This window comes from Hymenobacter sp. HDW8, assembly GCF_011305775.1.
Lineage (GTDB): Bacteria > Bacteroidota > Bacteroidia > Cytophagales > Hymenobacteraceae > Hymenobacter > Hymenobacter radiodurans.
Genome location: NZ_CP049907.1, coordinates 1254566 through 1274026, shown reverse-complemented (window position 1 = coordinate 1274026; position 19461 = coordinate 1254566). Strand labels below are relative to the sequence as shown.

Sequence of the window (19461 nt, the reverse complement as noted above, 5' to 3'; positions counted from 1 at the left end):
TTCCGTTAATTTGACGCCATCCAGAGCCTTTTCCGTCGCCCAAACATCGTATAATTTGGCTTGCGCGGCGGGAGTTAATGCTACCGATTGGTAGGCTTTGGGTGGTCAATAATAACAGGCTTTTTATTGACAATAAGGCGCTTGAGATGGTCCGTATTTTCTTTAAAATCGAGTTGTAGGGGGCTTTTATTTTCACTTAGAACAAATGAGACAGATTCAGTTGCCAGAATAGGCTGTTCTTTGACCGCTGGAATAGTGAAATGTAAGGTGTAGGCCAATTCGGACACGACTTGGCTTCTGTAGGCAGCTAACTCTTGCGAAACGCCCTTCTCTATTGCTATAGTTGTTGTTTTCACTGCTTTGCTACAACAGATTAGGACCGCTGCCGCAAAGAGTAATACACCAAACTGTAGGTACTTATTGAACCTGATTTTTATAGGAAAGCAACGAGTGAATGACTAAGATACTTCTATCATTCTTCGCTGGTCAAACTTTCGTTTGAAGCAAAACGAAAGGTCCTGTTGGGATGACAATCTTTGTCATCCCAACAGGACCTAAACTAACTTAATCGTGCGATTAGCTTTGCTTTTCGGCCAAGCGCTTCAACTTGTCATACGTTGCCTGCGACTGCGTATGCTGACGCTCTACTTCCTGGCGCAACTGACCGGTTAGGCTACTGTCGCTGAGGGCTTCTTTGTAAGCTTTCAGCGCCCACATTTCACCGTGAATGTTGGTAGCCAGAATCGTTTTTTCGCTGTGACCGGTCACGGCAGACGTGGCTTCCATGAAGCGACGGTAGATTTTGCCTTTCACCGTAGTGCCGTCTTCCCGCTCGCCGCCCTGCTGGCGTAGGTGGTTGTTGAGCTCGTTGGCGAAGCGCTGACTCTGACTTACCAGCTGCTTGTAGTAGCCGGTAAGCTCCGTGTCTTGACTTTCATCAGCGGCCTTTTTGTAGCCCTCAATCCGGTCGTTTACGAAGAGCAGTAGCTCCTGCAGTGTATTGGCTTTTTTGTTGCCCTTACTCTTTTTGCGATTGGTGAACAACAAGCCCACGCCCAATGCTATGGCAGCGCCACCAACTACTTTTTGAGTAGTGCTGAGCTTGTTGTAGCCGGTAGTTGCTTTCGTGCCCAAGTCCTTTACTGAATTGGGTAACTGGCCAAGCAGGTCGGATACGTTACCTTGGTTGACCCATTTTTTGGCCTGGTCGAGCAGCTGGCCTGCGCCTTGCGACTGCGTCGATGTGCTATTTTGCGGAGATGATTGCTGTGATTGGTCCATGATGCAATAAGTTATTATAGTACTGGTATGGCTTACGGCAGTGTGGGGCAAGTAGTTAAGTTGAACTTGCTTAACCCATGAGCTACTTCAGGGCTAAGCCCGATATTTTTGTCGATTTTCACCTGCACTTTCAAGCCTCCTCCAATTCCATATATGCTTGTTAGCTAGCACAGTCGGCCGCCCTGCGGTTGAAAACGGGCGAGTTAAGCACAAGCTCTGGTGGGACGCTCTGCCAGTGAAAAGAGAACAGAATTTATTTAATCAGCCGATGCAAAACCGACGTGGGGGGCAAATTCAATGGTCACAACCCCAAATTTATCCTTTGGGCGATTCGGGTATCGTGCTGCAGTTCAGCCGCGTCTACAATACGGAAGTCCAGCAGCGTATTCAGGCCTGCTGCGCCTATCTCGACCAGCTACAAGTGCCGGGGCTGCTAGAATATGTGCCGGCCTACACGACGCTCACCCTGTACTATAACCCGTGGCTGATGAGCGAACAAGGCCGCCTCGACCCCTACGTTCGCATGACCGAAATAGCGCAGGCAATGCTGGCGCAGGCGCAAACTCCCCAACCGAAAATCGCCCCTACGCTGGTAGAAATACCGGTGTGCTACGGCGGAAAGCTGGGCCCCGATCTGGAAGAAGTGGCTCGCTACGCCGGCTTGTCGGAGGCCGAAGTAATACAGATCCATTGCGAGCCAGAGTATGTGGTGGCTATGGTTGGATTCGCTCCCGGATTTCCCTATTTAGCCGGTCTGAATGAGCAAATAGCCACTCCCCGCAAGTCCCAGCCCCGAACTTTGGTGCCGGCCGGGTCGGTGGGAATTGCGGGTCAGCAAACAGGCGTATATTCCATCCCCACGCCGGGCGGCTGGCAATTAATTGGCCGCACGCCCCGGCGACTTTTTCGCCCGCGTCAGGAGAACCCAAGCTTGCTGCGGGCAGGTAATCAGGTGCGTTTTGTGCCCATTACAGCCGCCGAGTTTGAGCAGCAAAACAAGCATGAGTCTTAGCATCCTCAGCCCCGGCCTCCTGACCACGATTCAGGATTTAGGTAGAATCGGCTACCAGAAAGAAGGCATTATCGTGAGTGGGGCGATGGACGCGCTGGCGCTGCGCGTGGCCAATCTGCTGGTAGGAAATCAGGAAAATGAAGCGGGCCTGGAAGTCACGTTGCTCGGGCCCAAAATCCGGTTCGACGAAGATCAACTTATGGCACTTACCGGCGCCAATCTGGCTCCTGCAATCAATGGGCAGCCCATAAAAATGAACCGGCCCATCTTTGTGCGCCAGGGCAGCGTGCTGCAATTTGCCCCCAAGGCTCTGGTTGCCGCACCTACATGGCCCTTGCCGGCGGCCTCACGGTGCCCACGGTGCTAGGGTCTCGTTCCACGTATCTGCAGGCGGGCATCGGCGGCCGGCAGGGGCGGGCCTTAAAAACCGGCGACGTAATACCCTGCCCCGGACCATCAGCATTAGCGAAGCAATTCTGGCTAAAAAGGTTTGTTACCAGTCCGGCCAAAGCTTGGGTGCAAGCTGCCTGGACGCCCAGCCCCGAGCTGTATCAGGGGCCGCAGCCCGACCCCCGTATTCGGGCGGTGGCGGGGCCGGAGTATAGCTTGTTCTCCACTGCTGGTCAGCAGGATTTCTGGGCACAGGAGTACACCGTGACGCTGGCTTCCAACCGCATGGGCTACCGCCTACGCGGCGATGGCGCAGCTCTGACCCTAATGCAGCCCGAAGAAATGCTCTCAAGTGCCGTTACCTTCGGCACGGTGCAAGTACCTCCCGAAGGCAACCCCATCGTCTTGCTGGCCGACCACCAAACCACAGGCGGCTATCCGCGCATCGCGCAGGTAGTTACGGCCGACTACTCGCTGCTGGCGCAAGTACCACCGGGGGGCAAAATTCGCTTTCAGGAGGTGTCGCTGGCCGAAGCTCAGCGCTTGTATTGCCAGCAGGAACTTAATATCCGGCAGCTGCAGCAGTCTTTACAGCATAAGCTAACTACTAACTAATTGAAGCAGAGTTGTACGATTCATAAGAACGTCATGCAGAGCACAGCGAAGCATCTCGCGTGTTTGCTTGCAATGGTAATTCAACGAAGCGAGCGAGATGCTTCGCTGTGCTCTGCATGACGTTTTGGAGTTAGTATCATAAAAATGAATACATGAACCAACCGTTTACTGTTGACTTGAATTGTGACATGGGGGAAAGCTTCGGCGCTTATAATCTGGGCAACGACGCGGCTATTCTTCCTTATATCACCTCCGCCAATATTGCCTGCGGCTTTCATGCCGGCGACCCAGCCGTGATGCGCAAAACCGTGCGCCTCGCCCTCCAGCACCAAGTCGCCATCGGTGCCCACCCCGGCCTGCCGGATTTGGTCGGGTTCGGTCGCCGCGAAATGGCAGTTTCCCCCGAAGAAGCCTTCGATATGGTGGTGTACCAAATAGGGGCACTGGGGGGCTTTTTGGCGGCCGAAGGAGGCAAGCTCCACCACGTAAAGCCCCACGGCGCCTTATACAATATGGCGGCCGCTAGTGCGCCGCTGGCCGAAGCTATTGCCGAAGCCGTGTACCGCATCAATCCGGAAATGGTGCTCTATGGCCTGGCCGGCAGCGAGCTTACTAAAGCCGGCACCAAGCTGGGTTTGCAGGTGGCCCATGAGGTTTTCGCCGACCGCACCTACCAGCCCGACGGTACCCTGACCTCCCGCCGCTTGCCCAACGCCCTGCTCACCACGCCCGAAGAAGCCGCCCAGCAAGTAGTGCGCATGGTAAAAGAAGGCACAGTGCGCGCCCAGCAGGGCCTCGACGTAGCCATTCAGGCTGATACCATCTGCATCCACGGCGACGGTGCCCACGCCCTCGAATTTGCCCGCCACATCCGGCAAGCCCTGCAAAACGAAGGAGTAAGCTTGCAAGCGTTTAGAAAAGCTGCCCGATGAAGCAAGCCCGAAACTGGAGCGTATTGTTAGGAGCGGGTTTTCTGATGGCGACGTCGGCGGTTGGGCCCGGTTTTCTTACCCAAACAACTGTTTTTACCCAAGCCTTGGGAGCCAGCTTTGGCTTCGTTATCCTGGCTTCTATCCTCATTGATCTGGGCGTACAGCTCACCATTTGGCGCGTCATTGCGGTGTCCGAAATGCGTGCCCAAGATATAGCCAATGCAGTGTTGCCGGGTCTGGGGGGCTTTATTTCCTTCCTGATTGTGCTGGGTGGCTTAGCCTTCAACATTGGCAACGTGGGCGGCGCCGGGCTTGGTTTGCAAGTGCTGTTTGGGATTCCGGTAGAGGTTGGGGCTGCCATATCTGCGGCTCTCACCATAGCTATTTTCCTGGTGAAGGAGGCCGGCAAGGCCATGGACCGGTTTGCTCAATTCATGGGCCTGCTCATGATTCTGATTATCGTGTACGTGGTCTTTACATCGGAGCCGCCGGTGGGGGAGGCGTTGGTTAGAACTTTCGCCCCCACGAAACTGGATGTCATGGCCATCGTGACGCTGGTGGGCGGCACGGTGGGCGGCTACATCACTTTTGCCGGCGGCCACCGCCTGCTTGATGCCGGCGTGAAAAGCCCCGCCGCCCTGCCTCAGGTAATGACCAGCGCAGTTTCTGGAATCACGGTGGCTTCCATTATTCGGGTGCTGTTGTTTCTGGCGTCATTGGGCGTTGTTAGCCAGGGCCTGACCATCGCCGCCGACAATCCGCCGGCTTCCGTATTTCAGTTGGCGGCCGGCAATTTTGGCTACAAGCTATTCGGCGTGGTGATGTTTGCAGCAGCCGTCACCTCGGTGATAGGGTCGGCCTACACTTCTGTTTCCTTTATGAAATCGTTTCATCCCAGCATCAGCCGGCACGAAAACCGCCTCATCATTGCTTTCATCTCAATCTCAACGCTCATCTTTATTACCATCGGCAAACCAGTTAGCCTGCTCATCTTGGCCGGGGCCCTGAATGGGTTTATTCTGCCTATCACGCTGGCTACTATGCTGGTAGCCGCCTACCGCAAAAAGGTAGTGGGCGAGTATCGGCACCCGCTGTGGCTGGCCGTTGTGGGCGTGCTGGTGGTGCTGGTAATGACGTGGATGAGCGCGCAGGTATTTGTGCAGCAACTGAGTAGCTTGTTTAGTTAACTCTGAAACCAGCAGAGCTTATCGACGCATTGCTCCTGCTTCAGGACCGCCGTAGTACTAACCCATCCTATTGAAACCCCTTTAGCATTTTATAAAAAGCCTCGGCATAGGTATCACTGATGGGAATGAGTTGGTCGGCAATGCGAATCCGGTTTTTCTCGATATGGTCAATTTTGTCAAGTGCGACCAGAAAGGATCGGTGCACGCGGGCAAAATCCTGGGCGGGCAGCAGTTCTTCTAGTTTGGCAAAGTTCAACAGGGTCATAATCTTCTCCTCCGTGGTATGAATCCGTAAATAGTCTTTCATACCCTCCACAAAGAGAATATTGCGGGTAGCCACTTTCTGAATGCGGTGGCCCACCTTGAGAAAAATATACTCCTGCTCCGGCTTTGCCTCCGCTTTTTCTTCCTTCTTCGCCAAGGAGCTTGGGGGGCTTTTTTCCTGATACAGACGCAACACGCCTTTGTAAAACCGTTCAAACGTGAAGGGTTTCAACAGGTAGTCCTTCACCTCTAAGTCATAAGCCTTCAGCGCATACTGATCGTAGGCGGTAGTCAGGATAATCATGGGTTTGGGGTTCAGCATCGGGATGAAGCTGAGCCCATCCAGGTCCGGCATGTTGATGTCTAGAAACAGCAGGTCGGGTTTGTCTTCCGCCAAATGACCGGCGGCCTCCAGGGGGCTCACGAATGACCCTTTCAGCTCCAGAAACGGGACTTTCCGGATGTATTCTTCCAGTATTTCCTGGGCCAGGTACTCATCCTCAATGATGTAGCAGGTGAGCTTTTCTTTCATGCGCCGGTAAATGAAGGCCTTGAATGGTAAGGGCGACCGTGAAGGTTTCGCCGGTGTTCTGAATAGTCAGTGTATGCTGATCAGGATACAACAAAGCCAGCCTTTTTCGAACATTGGGTAAGCCGATGCCGCCCGGTTCTTCGAGCGCGTTGGTCGATTTTTTCCCTATTGTGTTCTGCACGCTGAAGGCAAGGATATCGTCCTGTATTTCCACCCTTACCTTCAGGTCGCCGGGCTCCAGCCGGGCGGGGCTGTGCTTGTAGGCATTTTCCAGCAGGTGAATGAACAGCAACGGGGCAATGTAGCAGGATTCGGTTTCCCCCTCTATCTGTAGGTCTACTACTGGGCTGTGCTTGTAGCGGAGCTGCTGCAAACTCACGTAGTCTCGCAAATAATCCATCTCCCTGGTCAGCGGAACCGTGGCCGCATTGGACTCATAAATCATGTAGCGCATCAACGAGGCCAGGTGCATGACCGCCTCCGGAGCGGCCGGCGCCTGTTTATACACCAGCGTGTGGATGTTGTTGAGGGTGTTGAACAGGAAATGCGGGTTAATCTGTGATTTCAAATTAACCAATTCGGCCTCCACGGCTTGCTTCTCCAGCTGTTCTTTCCGGATGGTGTTAAGCACCAAGTTCTCGGTGACCCGGGCCAGCCAGCTCAGGAAGAGAAAGATGGGGACTGTGGTGATTAAGTGCATTGAATAATACCCAAAATCAAACGGCTGCTGGTGGAAAAGCAAAAAGCACAAAGGCGCGGTCAGCGCGATGCCTGCCAGTCGGAGCCAATAGTCTCTTCCCTTTCTCTTGCCGGTAGTAAGGGTTAATAGGTAAAAATGACCGTAAAAAACATACAGACAGGTGGTTATAAAACCTGCCGTGGTGCTACGCCAGTGGGCGTCGGTATCACTCTTAAGTTGTAAGACTATCGCCAAGGTGAATAAGACCCAGACAGATAGGTGAATTAGCCGGAAGATTCTTTTGACGCGCTCCATAGCACAAAGGTGGGTTTTTCGGCGCTGGTCCGGGCCAGCGTTTCGACCAGCTACGAAGGCTAATCTACGGGAGAGGCAAAGGAGCCTGCCAGTGCGTTGGCAGAAGCAAAGTCCAACTTGGTCGAGTACTTCACCGCATCAGCATATCACATTTCGCTATTCGATTCGGTAACGATTGCTTCGTTCTGAAATAGAAAGGTAACTGAAGCAAATCCGATAAAATGGGAACTCACCCCTTAGGCCTGATCATCCGCAATGTCTCGAAAAGGTATGCGAATGGCGTGCAGGCATTGCATAATATATCGCTGGATATTCCGCTGGGCATGTATGGGCTGCTGGGCCCCAACGGCGCCGGTAAATCAACCCTGATGCGTACCATCGCCACGTTGCAGGAGCCGGATGGGGGGCAAATATTTTTAGGCGACATCGACGTGGTGAACCAAAAGGAAGCGGTGCGCCAAACCTTGGGCTACTTACCCCAGGAATTCGGCGTGTACCCCAAAGCCAGCGCGGAAGAGCTGCTCGACTACTTCGCCGTACTGAAAGGCATTACCAACCGGGCGGTGCGCCGTGAAACCACCGAGGCCCTGCTCAAGCAAACCAATCTGTGGGATAAGCGCAAGCAGAAGCTGGGGGGCTTTTCTGGCGGCATGAAGCAGCGCTTTGGCGTGGCGGTGGCCTTGCTGGGCAACCCGCGGCTGCTCATCGTCGACGAGCCCACGGCGGGCCTCGACCCGGCCGAGCGGGTCCGCTTTCTAAATCTATTGAGTGAGCTGGGCGAGAACAGCGTCGTGATTCTCTCCACCCACATCGTGGAAGACGTGTCGGAGCTGTGCACCAACATGGCCATCATCAACCAAGGCCAAATCCTGCTGGAGGCCGAGCCTTTGGAAGCTGTGGCCTCGCTCAGGGGCCGCATCTGGCGCAAGCTGACTGATAAACGGGCCCTGCCGGTGCTAAACCAGGAACACCAGGTTATTTCCGCCAAGCTACTCAGCGGGCGCACCATGGTACACGTGTACAGCCCGGATCGGCCCGACAACGGGTTTGAGCCAGTAGAGCCGGACCTGGAAGATGTCTACTTCAGTGCCATGACGGGCTGCTTCGGTACGGTTAATCAGCAACCGAAAGCAGAGGGGGTAGCACTATGAAATTCCAACGGATTTTTGCGCTGGAGTTCACCTACCAGCTGCGCAGGGCCGCTACCTGGCTCTACTTCGGGGTCATCTTGGTCATCACGTTTCTGGTGGTCATTGCCAACTATGCCTCTGATGCGCGGGACGGGTACATTTTGCTGAATGCGCCCATCGTCATGGCCGCCGTCACGGTTATCTGCTGCGTGTTTTGGCTGGTGATAGGCGCTTCCGTGGCGGGCGAAGCGGCGGCCCGCGACGTGCAGACCCGCATGCATTTGCTCACCTATGCGGCCCCCGCCAGCAAAGCCGCCTACCTGGGCGGGCGGTACCTGGCCGCGTTGGCCCTCAGTGCCTTCCAGCTGCTCGCCATCCCGGTGGGCATGCTGCTGGCCATGCACTTTGCTGGGGTAGAAGCTGAGATTCTGGGCCCGTTCCGGGTGGCGCCCTACCTGACTACTTTTTTCTTTATCGCGCTGCCCAACGCCTTTTTCGCGACGGCCATGCAGTTTTCGGCGGCGGCGCTCAGCCGCAAGGCCCTGGCTAGTTATCTGGTCGGCGGGGCCCTGTTCGCGGCCTCCTACACCATATGGCCGCTGCTTGAAAAAGGGGGCGCATGGGGCAATCTGGCCGACCCGATGAGTTTTGGCCCGGTGCTGAGCCATCTGTCCATTGACTGGAGCCCGCAGGAGAAAAACACGCGTTTTTTGCTACTGGAGGGCTCCTTTCTCGCCAACCGCCTCCTATGGTTCGGCGTTTCGCTGGGCCTGCTCGCATTTACCTACTTCCGGTTTCAATTTGTGCTGCCCGGAACCGGCCAAAAACCGCCGTCGGGCAAACCGCTACCCGCCGCGGTGCCGGACTGGGAGAAGCTGAACTGGGGCACCGGGCAGGCGCTGCCACAGGCCAGGGGAACGTATGGCTGGGTCACTCAACTGCACCAGTTGCGCCTCATCACCTGGGAATCTTTTCTGCAACTGGCCAAAAGCAAAGCCGGGCTGCCGCTGCTGGCCGTCTTCGCCCTGCTGGTGGGGGCCACCATATCCGGCAACCTGAAGGGCCGCGGCGTGCCCTTGCTGCCCCGCACCGATTTTGTCCTGGAGTACCTGACCGCACCTTTGGCAGGCCCGGCAGCCTTCTGGGTCCTTGTTGTGTTACTCATCATTTTCTATGCCGGCGAGCTGGTGTGGCGGGAACGGGAAACCGGGCTGAGTGAGGTGGCCAACGCGGCGCCAGTGCCCGAATGGGTGCTGTTCCTAAGCCGGTTTCTGGCGCTAAGCCTGGTGCTGGTGGTGTGGCTGGCCTTCTTAATGACGGCCGGAATGGCAGCGCAGGTGGCCATCGGTGGTGCTACTCCTGAAATCGGACTGTACGTGCGGGCACTATTCGGGCTGCAGCTACTTGACTGCCTGCTTTTCGCTCTGCTGGCCCTCACCGTGCATGTACTGGTGAATCAGAAGTTTGTGGCGCATCTGGTGGCGCTGCTGATCTACGGGTTCATGTCCTTTGCGCCTACGCTGGGCATCGAGCACAAGCTGCTCATTTTTGGCGCCAGTCCGCAATGGACCTATACCAACATGGCCGGCTTTGGCACGTCGTTGGCGCCCTGGCTGTGGTTCAAAGGCTACTGGGTGGCCTGGACGCTGTTGCTGGCAGTGGTGGGGCGGCTATTCTGGGTGCGGGGCCGGGAGGGCGGTGTTGCGGCGCGACTGCAGCTTGCCCGCCGGCGCTTCACGCGTTCCAGCATGCTGGTTTCAACAGTGGCTGTGGGGGGCATTTTTACTCTGGGTGGGTTCATCTTTTACAATACCAACGTGTTGAATGGTTATCTGAGCTCGTCAGCAGCCACCGCGCAGCGTGCCGCCTACGAGCAGCGCTACCGCCGGTACCATAACGCCCCCCAACCCCTGCTAACCGGCGTGAACCTGCAGGTGGAAATCTACCCGCAGCAGCGGGCGGTGACGATACAGGGAACGTACCTGCTCGTGAACAACAGCCCGGCACCCATTGACTCCATTCATCTGGCAACTGGGGCCGGTGTGGAAACCGTTGCGGTAAACTTCGACCAGCCCTTCAAACAGGTTCACCGAGACGAGGAGCACGGCTACCGCATGTACGCCCTGGCCCGGCCCCTGCAACCCGGCGACTCGCTGCGCCTGCGCTTTCAGGTGAAGCACCAAGCGCAGGCCTTCTCCAACAACGGCGCCGACGCGCAGGTGCTGGCCAACGGCACCAGCTTTCGGAATCTGGAGTGGCTGCCGGTGCTAGGCTACCAGCCCTACCGCGAGCTGGACGAGGCCGGCGACCGCAAAGCCTATGGCCTGGCCCCCCGGCCCGCCACCTACTCGCTCTACGACGTGGCAGCCCGCCGGTACGCCCCGTTCCCCGAGCAAATCCGCTTCGAGGCCGTCGTGGGCACAGATGCCGGCCAGACCGTAGTGGCCCCGGGCACCTTACGCCGAACATGGACCAAAGCGGGCCGCCGCTACTTTCATTACGCCACCGATGCGCCCATTCGCAATGAGTACGCCTTTTTCTCGGCCAACTACGCCGTGCAGGAAGGCAAATGGCGCAACCCCTTGGCCAGCCCGGAGCAAGATGTTGCCATCCAGGTTTACTATCCTCCGGGAATGACCGAGAACCCGGCGCGCATGGTCCGCAGCGCCCAGGCGTCGCTAGATTATTATACCAAGCAGTTTGGGCCCTACCCGCACCGGCAGCTCCGTTTCGTGGCCCATCCCAGCTACGCCTTCGGCAACCACGCTTCGCCCATCGACATTACGGCGGAGGAAGGCTTTTTCCTCATGAACCCAAAGGAGGACGAGCGGGACTTTGACTTGGTGACGGCCGTGGTGGCCCATGAGGTGGCGCACCAATGGTGGGGCAACCAGCTCAAGCAGGCCTACGTGGAGGGCGCCGGCCTGATTACCGAAAGCCTCGCGTGGTACTCGGCTATGGGCGTACTGGAAGACAAATACGGCTCGGAGCACCTGCAGGCGCTGCTGCGCTTCCTGCGGGAAGAAAACGAAACCCCGCGCACCCGCGCCGCCAAACCCCTGCTGCAGGCCGATGACTTCTACCAGAACTACCGCAAAGGGCCCTTCGCGCTGTACGCCCTAAGCCAGTACATCGGTCAGGACCGGGTAAACGGCGCGCTCCGGCAGCTGCTGGCGAAGCACCGACCTGGGACCATTCCCCGGCCCACGTCGCTGGACCTCTACCAGGAGCTGCAAACGGCCACGCCGGACTCGCTCCAACCGCTGCTGCACGACCTGTTCGAAGTCAACACCTTCTGGGAGCTGGCGACGGAAACCGCTACCGCTAAACAACTCAAAGCAGGCGGCTGGCAGGTGACGCTCACCCTACAAGCGAATAAGCTGGTAGTGGATAGCGCCGGTACAGAGACGAAATTACCAATGAAGGATTGGGTAGAAATCGGAGTTTTTGCGCCCGCTGAATCGGGAAAGGGGATAGGCAAGCAGCTCTACCTGCAAAAACATCTTATAAAATCCGGCAAGCAGACGATTGTGTTAATGATACCAGACAAACCCGCTAAAGTGAGTTTTGATCCTAGCCATTTGTTAATTGATTGGGAGCTGGTAGATAATGACAAAGTGGTAGAGCCAAAAAAATAAGGGTGCTGCACGAGGAGCATCCGGACGGCATTGTCCTGCACGAAAGGAGGAACAACCCGGCTGCCGAGATGGCCTGATGTAATTTCTCGGCGCATTGTAACTAGAAGCCCATAAGTAACGAATGCGACTAGGTGCGAACAACTATCTCTCCAGCGCGGAGCGAAGCGGCTGAGATGCTGCGGCAAGCTTAGGATGACCATTTGATAACAAGCAAAGAACATCATTCTCGATTGCCAACCACCCCTAACCCACGCCGCTTGATGCGCGGAATTCAGCTGAGGAGGGGCTAGGGTCTTCTAGCTCTCTAGTGATCTAGTGTTTTAGTAACTGAATGGCTAGCTACCAGAATTCAGCCGGCGCTGGAAAGCTTCTAGAAACTGCCCTACGTGGTATCCATCGGCTAAGCCGTGGTGCACATGCACCGATACAGGCAGCAGGCGGGTGGCACCTTCCAGATACACCTGCCCATACGAAAGCTTGGGGCAGCTATCTGCGTGGCGAAAGCTGCGGGCGTGCGACAACGCGGTGAAGCGTACCCACGGCACGGCCGAGCAGTGCAGCACGTCGGGGCGGCCAGTGGCGTCGGAGAGGCGCAGGCCGGTGCTTTGCTGGACGGCTTCTATTTCGCGGTTGGCAGCAGCCACGAAATCGGGTAGCGAGTCGTGTAGCTCGATGAAGGAAAAGCCGAACGTATGATCAGGGCGGCCGATGGTAGCTGAGGCGTGCACCCGGTCGTAACAAACTACCTGCTCGCCCTCAATGCGGTAACGGAATTCCTCCACTTCCTGCGCTGCCTGCAACGAATGAAACAGGTAATACAGAAAGAAAGGTACTCCTTGTAGCTTGGCTTCGGTGTAGGCCTGGGTGCAGTCCACGGTAGCCGTCAGTCCGAAGAAAGGCTCATCAAAAGTTGAGAAAAACGCGAAATGCTCCCGGCGGGGCCACTGAACGAGGTCAATCAGCTGTTTCATGAGCCGCAAGTTCGGTAACTTTGCTTAACTCAGTGCCACAAATTCCGCCCGCATGACCGTAGCTCCCGGATTGAAGAAAGCAGCTGTACTCTGTGTGTTGTGCCACGCCGACGCCTTCTTGTTGCTTCAGCGGCTGAAGCCACCCCACCAGGGATTGTTTACGCCCGTGGGGGGCAAATTAGACCCATACGAAAGCCCCCAACAAGCAGCTTTCCGGGAAGTACAAGAGGAAACCGGCTTGCAGGCGCTGGAAATGGTCTGGCGGGGGATGCTGGTCGAAACCGCACCTGTCGACTACAACTGGATCAGCTTCGTATTTGAAGCCCACATCGAGCGGGTGCCCCCACCGGCCTGTTCGGAAGGCACGCTGGTTTGGGTGGAAAAGGCTGAGATGGCCGTGGTGCCCACCCCGCTCACCGATCATTTTATTTACGAGTACTTACTGGCCAATCGGCCATTTCACTTCGACGTGACCTACGACGCAGCGCTGCGCCCCTTGGTCATGCGCGAGGAACTGCAAGGCCTTAGCTTGCCCCTTATTTCCTAGCCAACTCAAGATAATGCCCGTCTCTCAACTTATTGCTTTCGACGCTGACGACACGCTATGGGCCAATCAGCCTCATTTCGACCACGTGGAGGCGCAATTATTCGCCATCCTTACCCGCTGCGGCGACCCGGTCGTCATCGGCCCGCACCTGTACGAGGTACAACGGCGTAATATGCAGTTGTTTGGCTACGGAGCCAAGTCGTTTATGCTGTCGATGATTGAAACGGCCATTCAACTCACCGAAGGAAACGTTGCCGGCCACGAAATCCAGCAAATCATTGATTTGGGTAAGCGCCTCCTCGACTATCCCATTGAGCCGCTGCCGGGGGTAGAGCAAGTGCTGTGCACGCTTAAAGAGCGCGGTCAGCCCCTGATGGTGCTTACCAAAGGCGACTTGTTTGACCAGGAAAGCAAGTTGGCCCGCTCCGGTCTAGGCGACTTCTTCGACCACGTGGAAATAGTAAGCGAGAAAAACGAGGCCACGTATCGGCGCATTTTAGCTCACTACGGAGTGCCCATCTCTGAATTCACCATGATTGGCAACTCGCTGAAATCAGATGTGTTACCGGTGGCGCAGCTCGGTGCAAGGGCCGTGCACGTGCCCTATCACACTAACTGGATACACGAAGAGGTGCCCGCCGAGCAGTTAGAAGGTGTGGCATTCTACGAGGCCGCCTCCATGACTGATGTGCTGAGCTACCTGAATTAAGAGCAGCCAACGTTTACTTTCGGTTCAACTTCTCACCGAACGCCTACCTTGCTACTTCTTTCTTAACGCTTATCCATGCTTGCTTCCAAGTGGTACGATTTGATCGGCGTGCGCACGACCGAGGTCAAAACGGTAGGGCTCTTCTTTCTCCATAACTTCTTGCTGGGCATCGGCACCGTTCTGGTGTACGTGTCGGCCAACGTTATCCTGCTCGAAAATAACCCCGAGCGCAACCTGCCGCTGGCCTACGGCTTGGCCGCGCTGGCCATGATGGCAGCGGGCAAGGCCTATACCTATTTTGAGCACCATTTGCCCCTACAGCGCCTCGCCGTACGGGTGCTGTTGGCCGTGGTGGCGTTTACGGGTGTTATAAGTGTGCTGGTGGCCGTAGGGCACTCGGTGGCAGCGGCCGTGACCATTATGGCAGGTTATCGGGTGATTTATCTGCTGACCAATCTGGAGTTTTGGGGCGTATCGGCGGTAGTGTTCGATGTGCGCCAGAGCAAGCGCCTCTTCGGCCTGATCGGGTCGGGCGATATGCCTGCCAAGGCGCTGGGGGCCATTTTAGCGCTGCTGGTGCACGCCCACACCGATTTGCTATTTCTACTGTTGCTGGCCTTGGGCGCCTATTTGGGGGCATTGTACACCTTACGTGCTACCCTTAGCTCGCACTCAGTAGAAGCGCGGCCTACATCCCGCCCGCAGCGCCTGACCAGTCTGGCGCCGGGCCTGCAACGCTGGTTCGGCGACAGCCAACTTGTCCTATCTACGTGCCTGAGTATCACGGCCATTGCGGCAGTTACGGCGGGCGTGGAGTACTCTTTCTTTGTTAATGTTAAGCACAAGTTCCACGACCAAGCCACGGTGATGCGCTACGTGAGTAGCGTGCTGGTAGTCACGTATTTGCTGGCGATGGTTTTCAAAATGCTACTCACCCAGAAAGCCCTGGAGCAGGTTGGTATTCGTCGGATGCTGGTGACCTTGCCCGTGGCTTTGTTAATTGGACTGCTGGTATTCAGCGGTTTATGGCAGGTTGGCGCCAATGATTCGGTGCTGCTGCTTTACTTCTGTGGCTTATATCTGGGGCTGGAAGTACTGCGCCGCGCCGTGTTCGACCCAGTGTTTCTGGTGCTGTTTCAGCCGCTTTCCCCGCCCGAGCGGCTGCGGGCACATACACGGGCCAAAGGCTTTTACGAGCCGCTGGGAATGGCACTGGGGGCTTTTTATTGTTCGCCCTGCACGATTTGCCCGGCCTGAATGAGTGGGCGCCGTTTGTCTGGATGAGCCTGTTTGCTGCGGGCGCGTTGTTCTTTCTGCACCGCACCTATGGCCATTATATGGCTGAGCTTCAACATGCCTTAGGTCGCCGTTTTGGCGGTTCGGCAGACGCGTTAGTTCTAACGAGCGAATTCTTGGCCGAAGAGCAGCTGCCAGCTAGCCCAGCCGAAGTACAAGCTCTGATTGACGCGTTGGAGGACAAAACCCAGCGCCGGGCAGCTACAGCCCAACTCTTACAACTGGATTCCAGCGTCTTACCTGAGCTGATTCAAACGCTGGAATCACCCACGGCGAGTGATGCTCTGGTACGGCGGGTGGCGCAACTGTGCGCCCGTCAGCCAGTGCCAGCCAGCCGTCAAGCATTGGTCGCACTGGCTCGTCGCGCCAACCTGCACCAGCGCGAAACAGCCCTGCGCGCCCTGCGCCCTATGGAGCAAGTGGAAACCGATGCGCCAATCTTTCAGGCATTGGTGCAGGAGGAAATGCGGCTGGCGCATCAGCTGTTGCAGGGCATTGCTGCCTTTAGCCACGACGAGCTGCGCCGCTGCCTCTATTATGAATTGGCTAAAGTGCAGCAGCGCATTTTTGGTCTGCTTTTCCAGCTTTATCCCCCGCATATCATTGCTGATGCCCAGCGCGGCGTCGATCACGCGGCCCGCGAACGCCAAGCCAACGCCCTCGAAATTCTGGATAATATTATTCCGCGTTCCCTCTATCAGGGTCTGCAAGCCTTGCTCGATGTAGCGCCGGTAGCGGAGAAAGTGCGTGTATTTGATCGGCTGCTCGGGCCGCTCAGCCAGCCTGCGCGCGTAGTCCCGTTTATTGTTGAGCAGGGGGAAGTGGCCTTTTCCGACTGGACCATCAGTGTAGCCCTGCGCCATTGGCACGCCGAACCCCCCACAATCCGACTGTTATTACCGTATATACATAGTTCCAACTACCTTATTCGGGAAAGTGCCTTCTTTGTGCTGAAAAAGCTGTCGGAGCGTCAACCTGAACTCTATGAACAGCTTACGGATGCCGAGCCAGCCTTACCTGCCCTGCTTATGAGCCACACCCACGCTACCACTGCTACCATCTCGGCCCGCGACCGGGTGCATATACTTCAGCAAACCGCTTTGTTTGCCGAGACGCCCGAAAACGTGCTGAGCAGCATCGTGCCCATCATGCGGGAAGTAAGCTTCCGCGATGGGCAACAGATTTTTGCCAAAGGCGACCTAGGCACCTCGCTCTTTATCGTGTACGGAGGCGAAGTAGGTATTTTCAACGGAACCCAACACCTCACAACTTTCCGCAAAGGTGACTTTTTTGGCGAGCTGGCATTGCTCGATGCCGAGCCTCGCTCAGCCTCCGCCGTTGCCCAAGGTGAGGTTGTTGCTTTCCGCCTCGATCAGGAGGACTTCTATGACGTGATGGAGGAGCGCAGCGAGGTATTGCGTAACATCATGAAGGTGCTCTGCCAACGCCTGCGCCGGCAGAATGAGAAGATGCAAACCCAAGCCCCACTCAGCAATCCAGCCTGATGCTGGGGGGTAAATTTGCCCCCAGCATCAGGCTGGCTGTATTCATTCAGTCTAAAACGGTTATTGCAGCTTAAACGCGGCTTCTTGTACATCGCGGGAATTGCCACCAACAAACACCTGAAAATCGCCGGGCTCCGACAAGAATTTCAGGTCGTTGTTATAGAACTTTAGATCGTCAGGGGTGAGGCGGAAGGTGAGGATTTTGCTTTCGCCTTTTTTCAAGGTCACCTTCTGGAATCCTTTTAATTCTTTTACCGGTCGGGTAATAGAGCCAACCATGTCGCGGATGTAGAGCTGGGCGGTTTCTTCACCGTCGTAGTTGCCGGTGTTGCGCACGGTTACGCGCACTTCCAGCGGCTCGTTTTGCTTGATAGAGGTTTTGCTGAGTTCCGGCTTGCTGTAGCTGAATGTGGTGTAGCTCAGCCCATAGCCGAAAGGATACAGCGGGTCATTGCTCACGTCCAAGTAGCGCGACTTGTACTTGTCGAGCTTGTCGGTGCCGTTGAAGGGGCGGCCGGTGCTTTTGTGGTTGTAGTAGAGCGGCACCTGACCCACAACCTGCGGAAACGTAGCCGTAATTTTGCCCGATGGATTGTAGTCGCCGAACAGTATATCGGCAATAGCGTTGCCGCCCTGCGTGCCCGAAAACCAGGTTTCCAGAATTGCATCGGCGTTCTGGTTTTCCCAGCTCAGCGCCATGGGCCGGCCGTTCATCAGCACCAATACCAGCGGCTTACCTGTCTTTTTCAGGGCTTTCAACAATTCCATCTGCGGAGCCGGAATGCTGATATCGGCGCGGCTGGCTGCCTCGCCCGTCATGCCCTGCGATTCGCCTACAGCGGCTACTATCACATCGGCACTCTGGGCCGCTTGCACCGCCTCCTGAATCATGGCTTCGGGCGTGCGCTTGTCAATGTTCAGGTCGCCACCGTGGGCATTGAGGCGCTCAATCATCTGCGCATCATCGGTGATGTTGGCACCTTGGGCGTACACTATCTTCACGCTGCTAGCTACGTTTTTGATGCCTTGCTCCAAGGAAACGGCTTGTTTCCAGTCGCCGGCGCCGCTCCAAGAGCCAATCATATCGCGTTGGCGGTTGGCCAGCGGACCTATCAGCGCAATTGTACCAGTCTTTTTGAGCGGCAGCGTGTTCTTGTCGTTTTTGAGCAACACCATACTCTTGCGACTGATGCTGCGCGCATCGGCGATGAACTCTTTCTTCATCATAGTTGCCTTGGCGCGCTTTTCCGTCACGCCGCGGTAGGGGTCTTGGAATAGACCGAGCTTGTATTTGGCCTCCAACACCCGACGGCAGGCTAGGTCAATCTGCTCTTGCTTGACGGTGCCGTCTTTCAAGTTTTTCGCCAGGTTTTTCAGGAAAATCTCACCCACCATGTCCTGATCCGTACCTGCGCTCAGCGCCAGGGCCGACACTTGCGCGTCGTTGCCCATGCCGTGGGCCACCATCTCGTTGATGGCGGTATAGTCGGTAGCCACGAAGCCATTGAAGCCCCACTGCGTGCGCAGCAAGTCGGTCATTAGCCATTTATTGCCCGTGGCGGGAACACCGTTGATATCGTTGAATGACGTCATTACCGAACCCACTCCGGCTTCGATAGCAGCTTTGTAGGGGGGCAGATATTCGTTGTACATGCGCACTAGGCTCATGTCGGTGGTATTGTAATCGCGGCCAGCTTCGGCGGCACCGTAGAGGGCAAAGTGCTTGAGGCAAGCCATCACGTTGGTGGGCTTGCTCATATCGTTGTCGGTGCCTTGGTAACCGCGCACCATCGCGCGGGCGATCTGGGCGCCGAGGTAGGGGTCTTCGCCGGCCCCTTCGGCAATGCGGCCCCAGCGCGGGTCGCGGGCAATATCCACCATGGGCGAGTACACCCAGTTAATACCATCAGCAGCGGCTTCTTCAGCCGCAATTCGGGCGCTGCGCTCCATGGCGGCTAGGTCCCAACTGGCAGCCATACCCAGTGGAATGGGGAAGATGGTGCGGTGACCATGAATAACGTCGTAGCCCAGAATCAGTGGAATCTTGAGACGCGACTCTTTCACGGCTAGCTCTTGCAGCTTGCGCGCCGCCACCGGCGTGTACGTATTGAGTACCGCGCCCACATTTCCTTTCCGGATGTTGGCGTCTACGTCTTTGCTGACCACCGGCCCCGTTACGTCAAATCCCACCGACACCAGATTCAGCTGGCCGATTTTCTCGTCCAGCGTCATCTTTTTCATCAGCGCCTCCACAAACTGATTCATCTTCTGGGTATTGACACTGGAAGGCGGAGCAACAGCGGTCTGGGCTTGCAGCGTCGGGCTCAGCAAAAGCCCCAAAGACAGAAGCAAAGCGGTGCGGAACGTTCTTTTCATGTGAGAAAGGATAGGATGGGTTTGGAGCGCAAAAGGGAGGTGAAAAAGCTCCCCAGAAGTAGTATGAATGCTCAGCTTAGGC

The 19461-nt window shown here is 56.4% G+C and carries 15 protein-coding genes and 1 pseudogene; 10 read left to right on the top strand and 6 right to left on the bottom strand.

All coding sequences use genetic code 11. From position 1 onward, the window contains the following. Nucleotides 1–80 precede the first annotated feature (80 nt). Nucleotides 81–356, bottom strand: coding sequence for a hypothetical protein (locus G7064_RS05190; RefSeq protein WP_166072751.1), 276 nt, complete (start codon nucleotides 354–356; stop codon nucleotides 81–83). Between the two features lie 220 nt (nucleotides 357–576). Then, complete coding sequence (locus G7064_RS05185) at nucleotides 577–1281, bottom strand: PA2169 family four-helix-bundle protein (RefSeq protein ID WP_166072750.1); 705 nt, start codon at nucleotides 1279–1281, stop codon at nucleotides 577–579. A gap of 268 nt (nucleotides 1282–1549) precedes the next feature. Here G7064_RS05185 and pxpB point away from each other — a divergent pair, with 268 nt between their 5' ends. From pxpB to G7064_RS05165, 4 genes and pseudogenes are all read left to right on the top strand, one after another. Beyond that, a complete protein-coding gene (gene pxpB / locus G7064_RS05180) occupies nucleotides 1550–2293 on the top strand; it encodes a 5-oxoprolinase subunit PxpB (RefSeq protein ID WP_166072749.1) in 744 nt (247 codons plus the stop codon). After that, a pseudogene (locus G7064_RS05175) lies at nucleotides 2283–3298 on the top strand (biotin-dependent carboxyltransferase family protein). The gene pxpB and the pseudogene G7064_RS05175 overlap by 11 nt, the downstream one beginning before the upstream one ends. A gap of 152 nt (nucleotides 3299–3450) precedes the next feature. Beyond that, a complete protein-coding gene (locus G7064_RS05170) occupies nucleotides 3451–4230 on the top strand; it encodes a LamB/YcsF family protein (protein ID WP_166072748.1) in 780 nt (259 codons plus the stop codon). After that, nucleotides 4227–5417 (top strand): NRAMP family divalent metal transporter, encoded by a 1191-nt coding sequence (locus tag G7064_RS05165; RefSeq protein ID WP_166072747.1) that lies wholly within the window; start codon nucleotides 4227–4229, stop codon nucleotides 5415–5417. Before G7064_RS05170 ends, G7064_RS05165 begins: the two co-directional genes overlap by 4 nt. Before the next feature lie 67 nt (nucleotides 5418–5484). Here G7064_RS05165 and G7064_RS05160 read toward each other — a convergent pair whose 3' ends face one another. Both G7064_RS05160 and G7064_RS05155 read right to left on the bottom strand, forming a co-directional pair. Further along, a complete protein-coding gene (locus G7064_RS05160; protein ID WP_166072746.1) occupies nucleotides 5485–6213 on the bottom strand; it encodes a LytR/AlgR family response regulator transcription factor in 729 nt (242 codons plus the stop codon). Next, nucleotides 6182–7207 carry a sensor histidine kinase gene (locus G7064_RS05155; protein ID WP_166072745.1) on the bottom strand — a complete coding sequence of 342 codons (1026 nt, stop codon included), beginning with the start codon at nucleotides 7205–7207 and terminating at the stop codon, nucleotides 6182–6184. The genes G7064_RS05160 and G7064_RS05155 overlap by 32 nt, the downstream gene beginning before the upstream one ends. 221 nt (nucleotides 7208–7428) lie before the next feature. Between G7064_RS05155 and G7064_RS05150 the strand changes: the two genes are divergently transcribed. Together G7064_RS05150 and G7064_RS05145 are read left to right on the top strand one after the other, a co-directional pair. Further along, entirely contained in the window at nucleotides 7429–8358 is a 930-nt protein-coding gene (locus tag G7064_RS05150) for an ABC transporter ATP-binding protein (protein WP_166072744.1), read from the top strand. Continuing rightward, nucleotides 8355–11975: an ABC transporter permease/M1 family aminopeptidase gene (locus G7064_RS05145; RefSeq protein ID WP_166072743.1), complete on the top strand. Its 3621-nt coding sequence runs from the start codon at nucleotides 8355–8357 to the stop codon at nucleotides 11973–11975. Before G7064_RS05150 ends, G7064_RS05145 begins: the two co-directional genes overlap by 4 nt. A gap of 335 nt (nucleotides 11976–12310) precedes the next feature. Here the strand turns inward: G7064_RS05145 and G7064_RS05140 are convergent, their stop codons facing one another. Then, the gene (locus G7064_RS05140) at nucleotides 12311–12946 is read right to left on the bottom strand and encodes a chloramphenicol acetyltransferase (protein WP_166072742.1); all 636 of its coding nucleotides are present in this window, start codon (nucleotides 12944–12946) and stop codon (nucleotides 12311–12313) included. Between the two features lie 52 nt (nucleotides 12947–12998). On the opposite strand from G7064_RS05140, the gene G7064_RS05135 reads away from it, so the two are divergent. The 4 genes from G7064_RS05135 to G7064_RS22240 all read left to right on the top strand — a co-directional run bounded on the left by G7064_RS05135 (nucleotide 12999) and on the right by G7064_RS22240 (nucleotide 17003). Next, entirely contained in the window at nucleotides 12999–13493 is a 495-nt protein-coding gene (locus tag G7064_RS05135; protein ID WP_166072740.1) for an NUDIX hydrolase, read from the top strand. Nucleotides 13494–13506: 13 nt separating this feature from the next. Continuing rightward, entirely contained in the window at nucleotides 13507–14202 is a 696-nt protein-coding gene (locus G7064_RS05130; RefSeq protein WP_166072739.1) for an HAD family hydrolase, read from the top strand. 75 nt (nucleotides 14203–14277) lie between these two features. After that, a complete protein-coding gene (locus G7064_RS22245) occupies nucleotides 14278–15459 on the top strand; it encodes a hypothetical protein (protein ID WP_240935750.1) in 1182 nt (393 codons plus the stop codon). Beyond that, nucleotides 15429–17003 carry a cyclic nucleotide-binding domain-containing protein gene (locus G7064_RS22240; protein WP_240935747.1) on the top strand — a complete coding sequence of 525 codons (1575 nt, stop codon included), beginning with the start codon at nucleotides 15429–15431 and terminating at the stop codon, nucleotides 17001–17003. The genes G7064_RS22245 and G7064_RS22240 overlap by 31 nt, the downstream gene beginning before the upstream one ends. 60 nt (nucleotides 17004–17063) lie before the next feature. Here the strand turns inward: G7064_RS22240 and bglX are convergent, their stop codons facing one another. Continuing rightward, nucleotides 17064–19379: a beta-glucosidase BglX gene (gene bglX, locus G7064_RS05120; RefSeq protein ID WP_166072737.1), complete on the bottom strand. Its 2316-nt coding sequence runs from the start codon at nucleotides 19377–19379 to the stop codon at nucleotides 17064–17066. Between the last annotated feature and the right edge of the window lie 82 nt (nucleotides 19380–19461).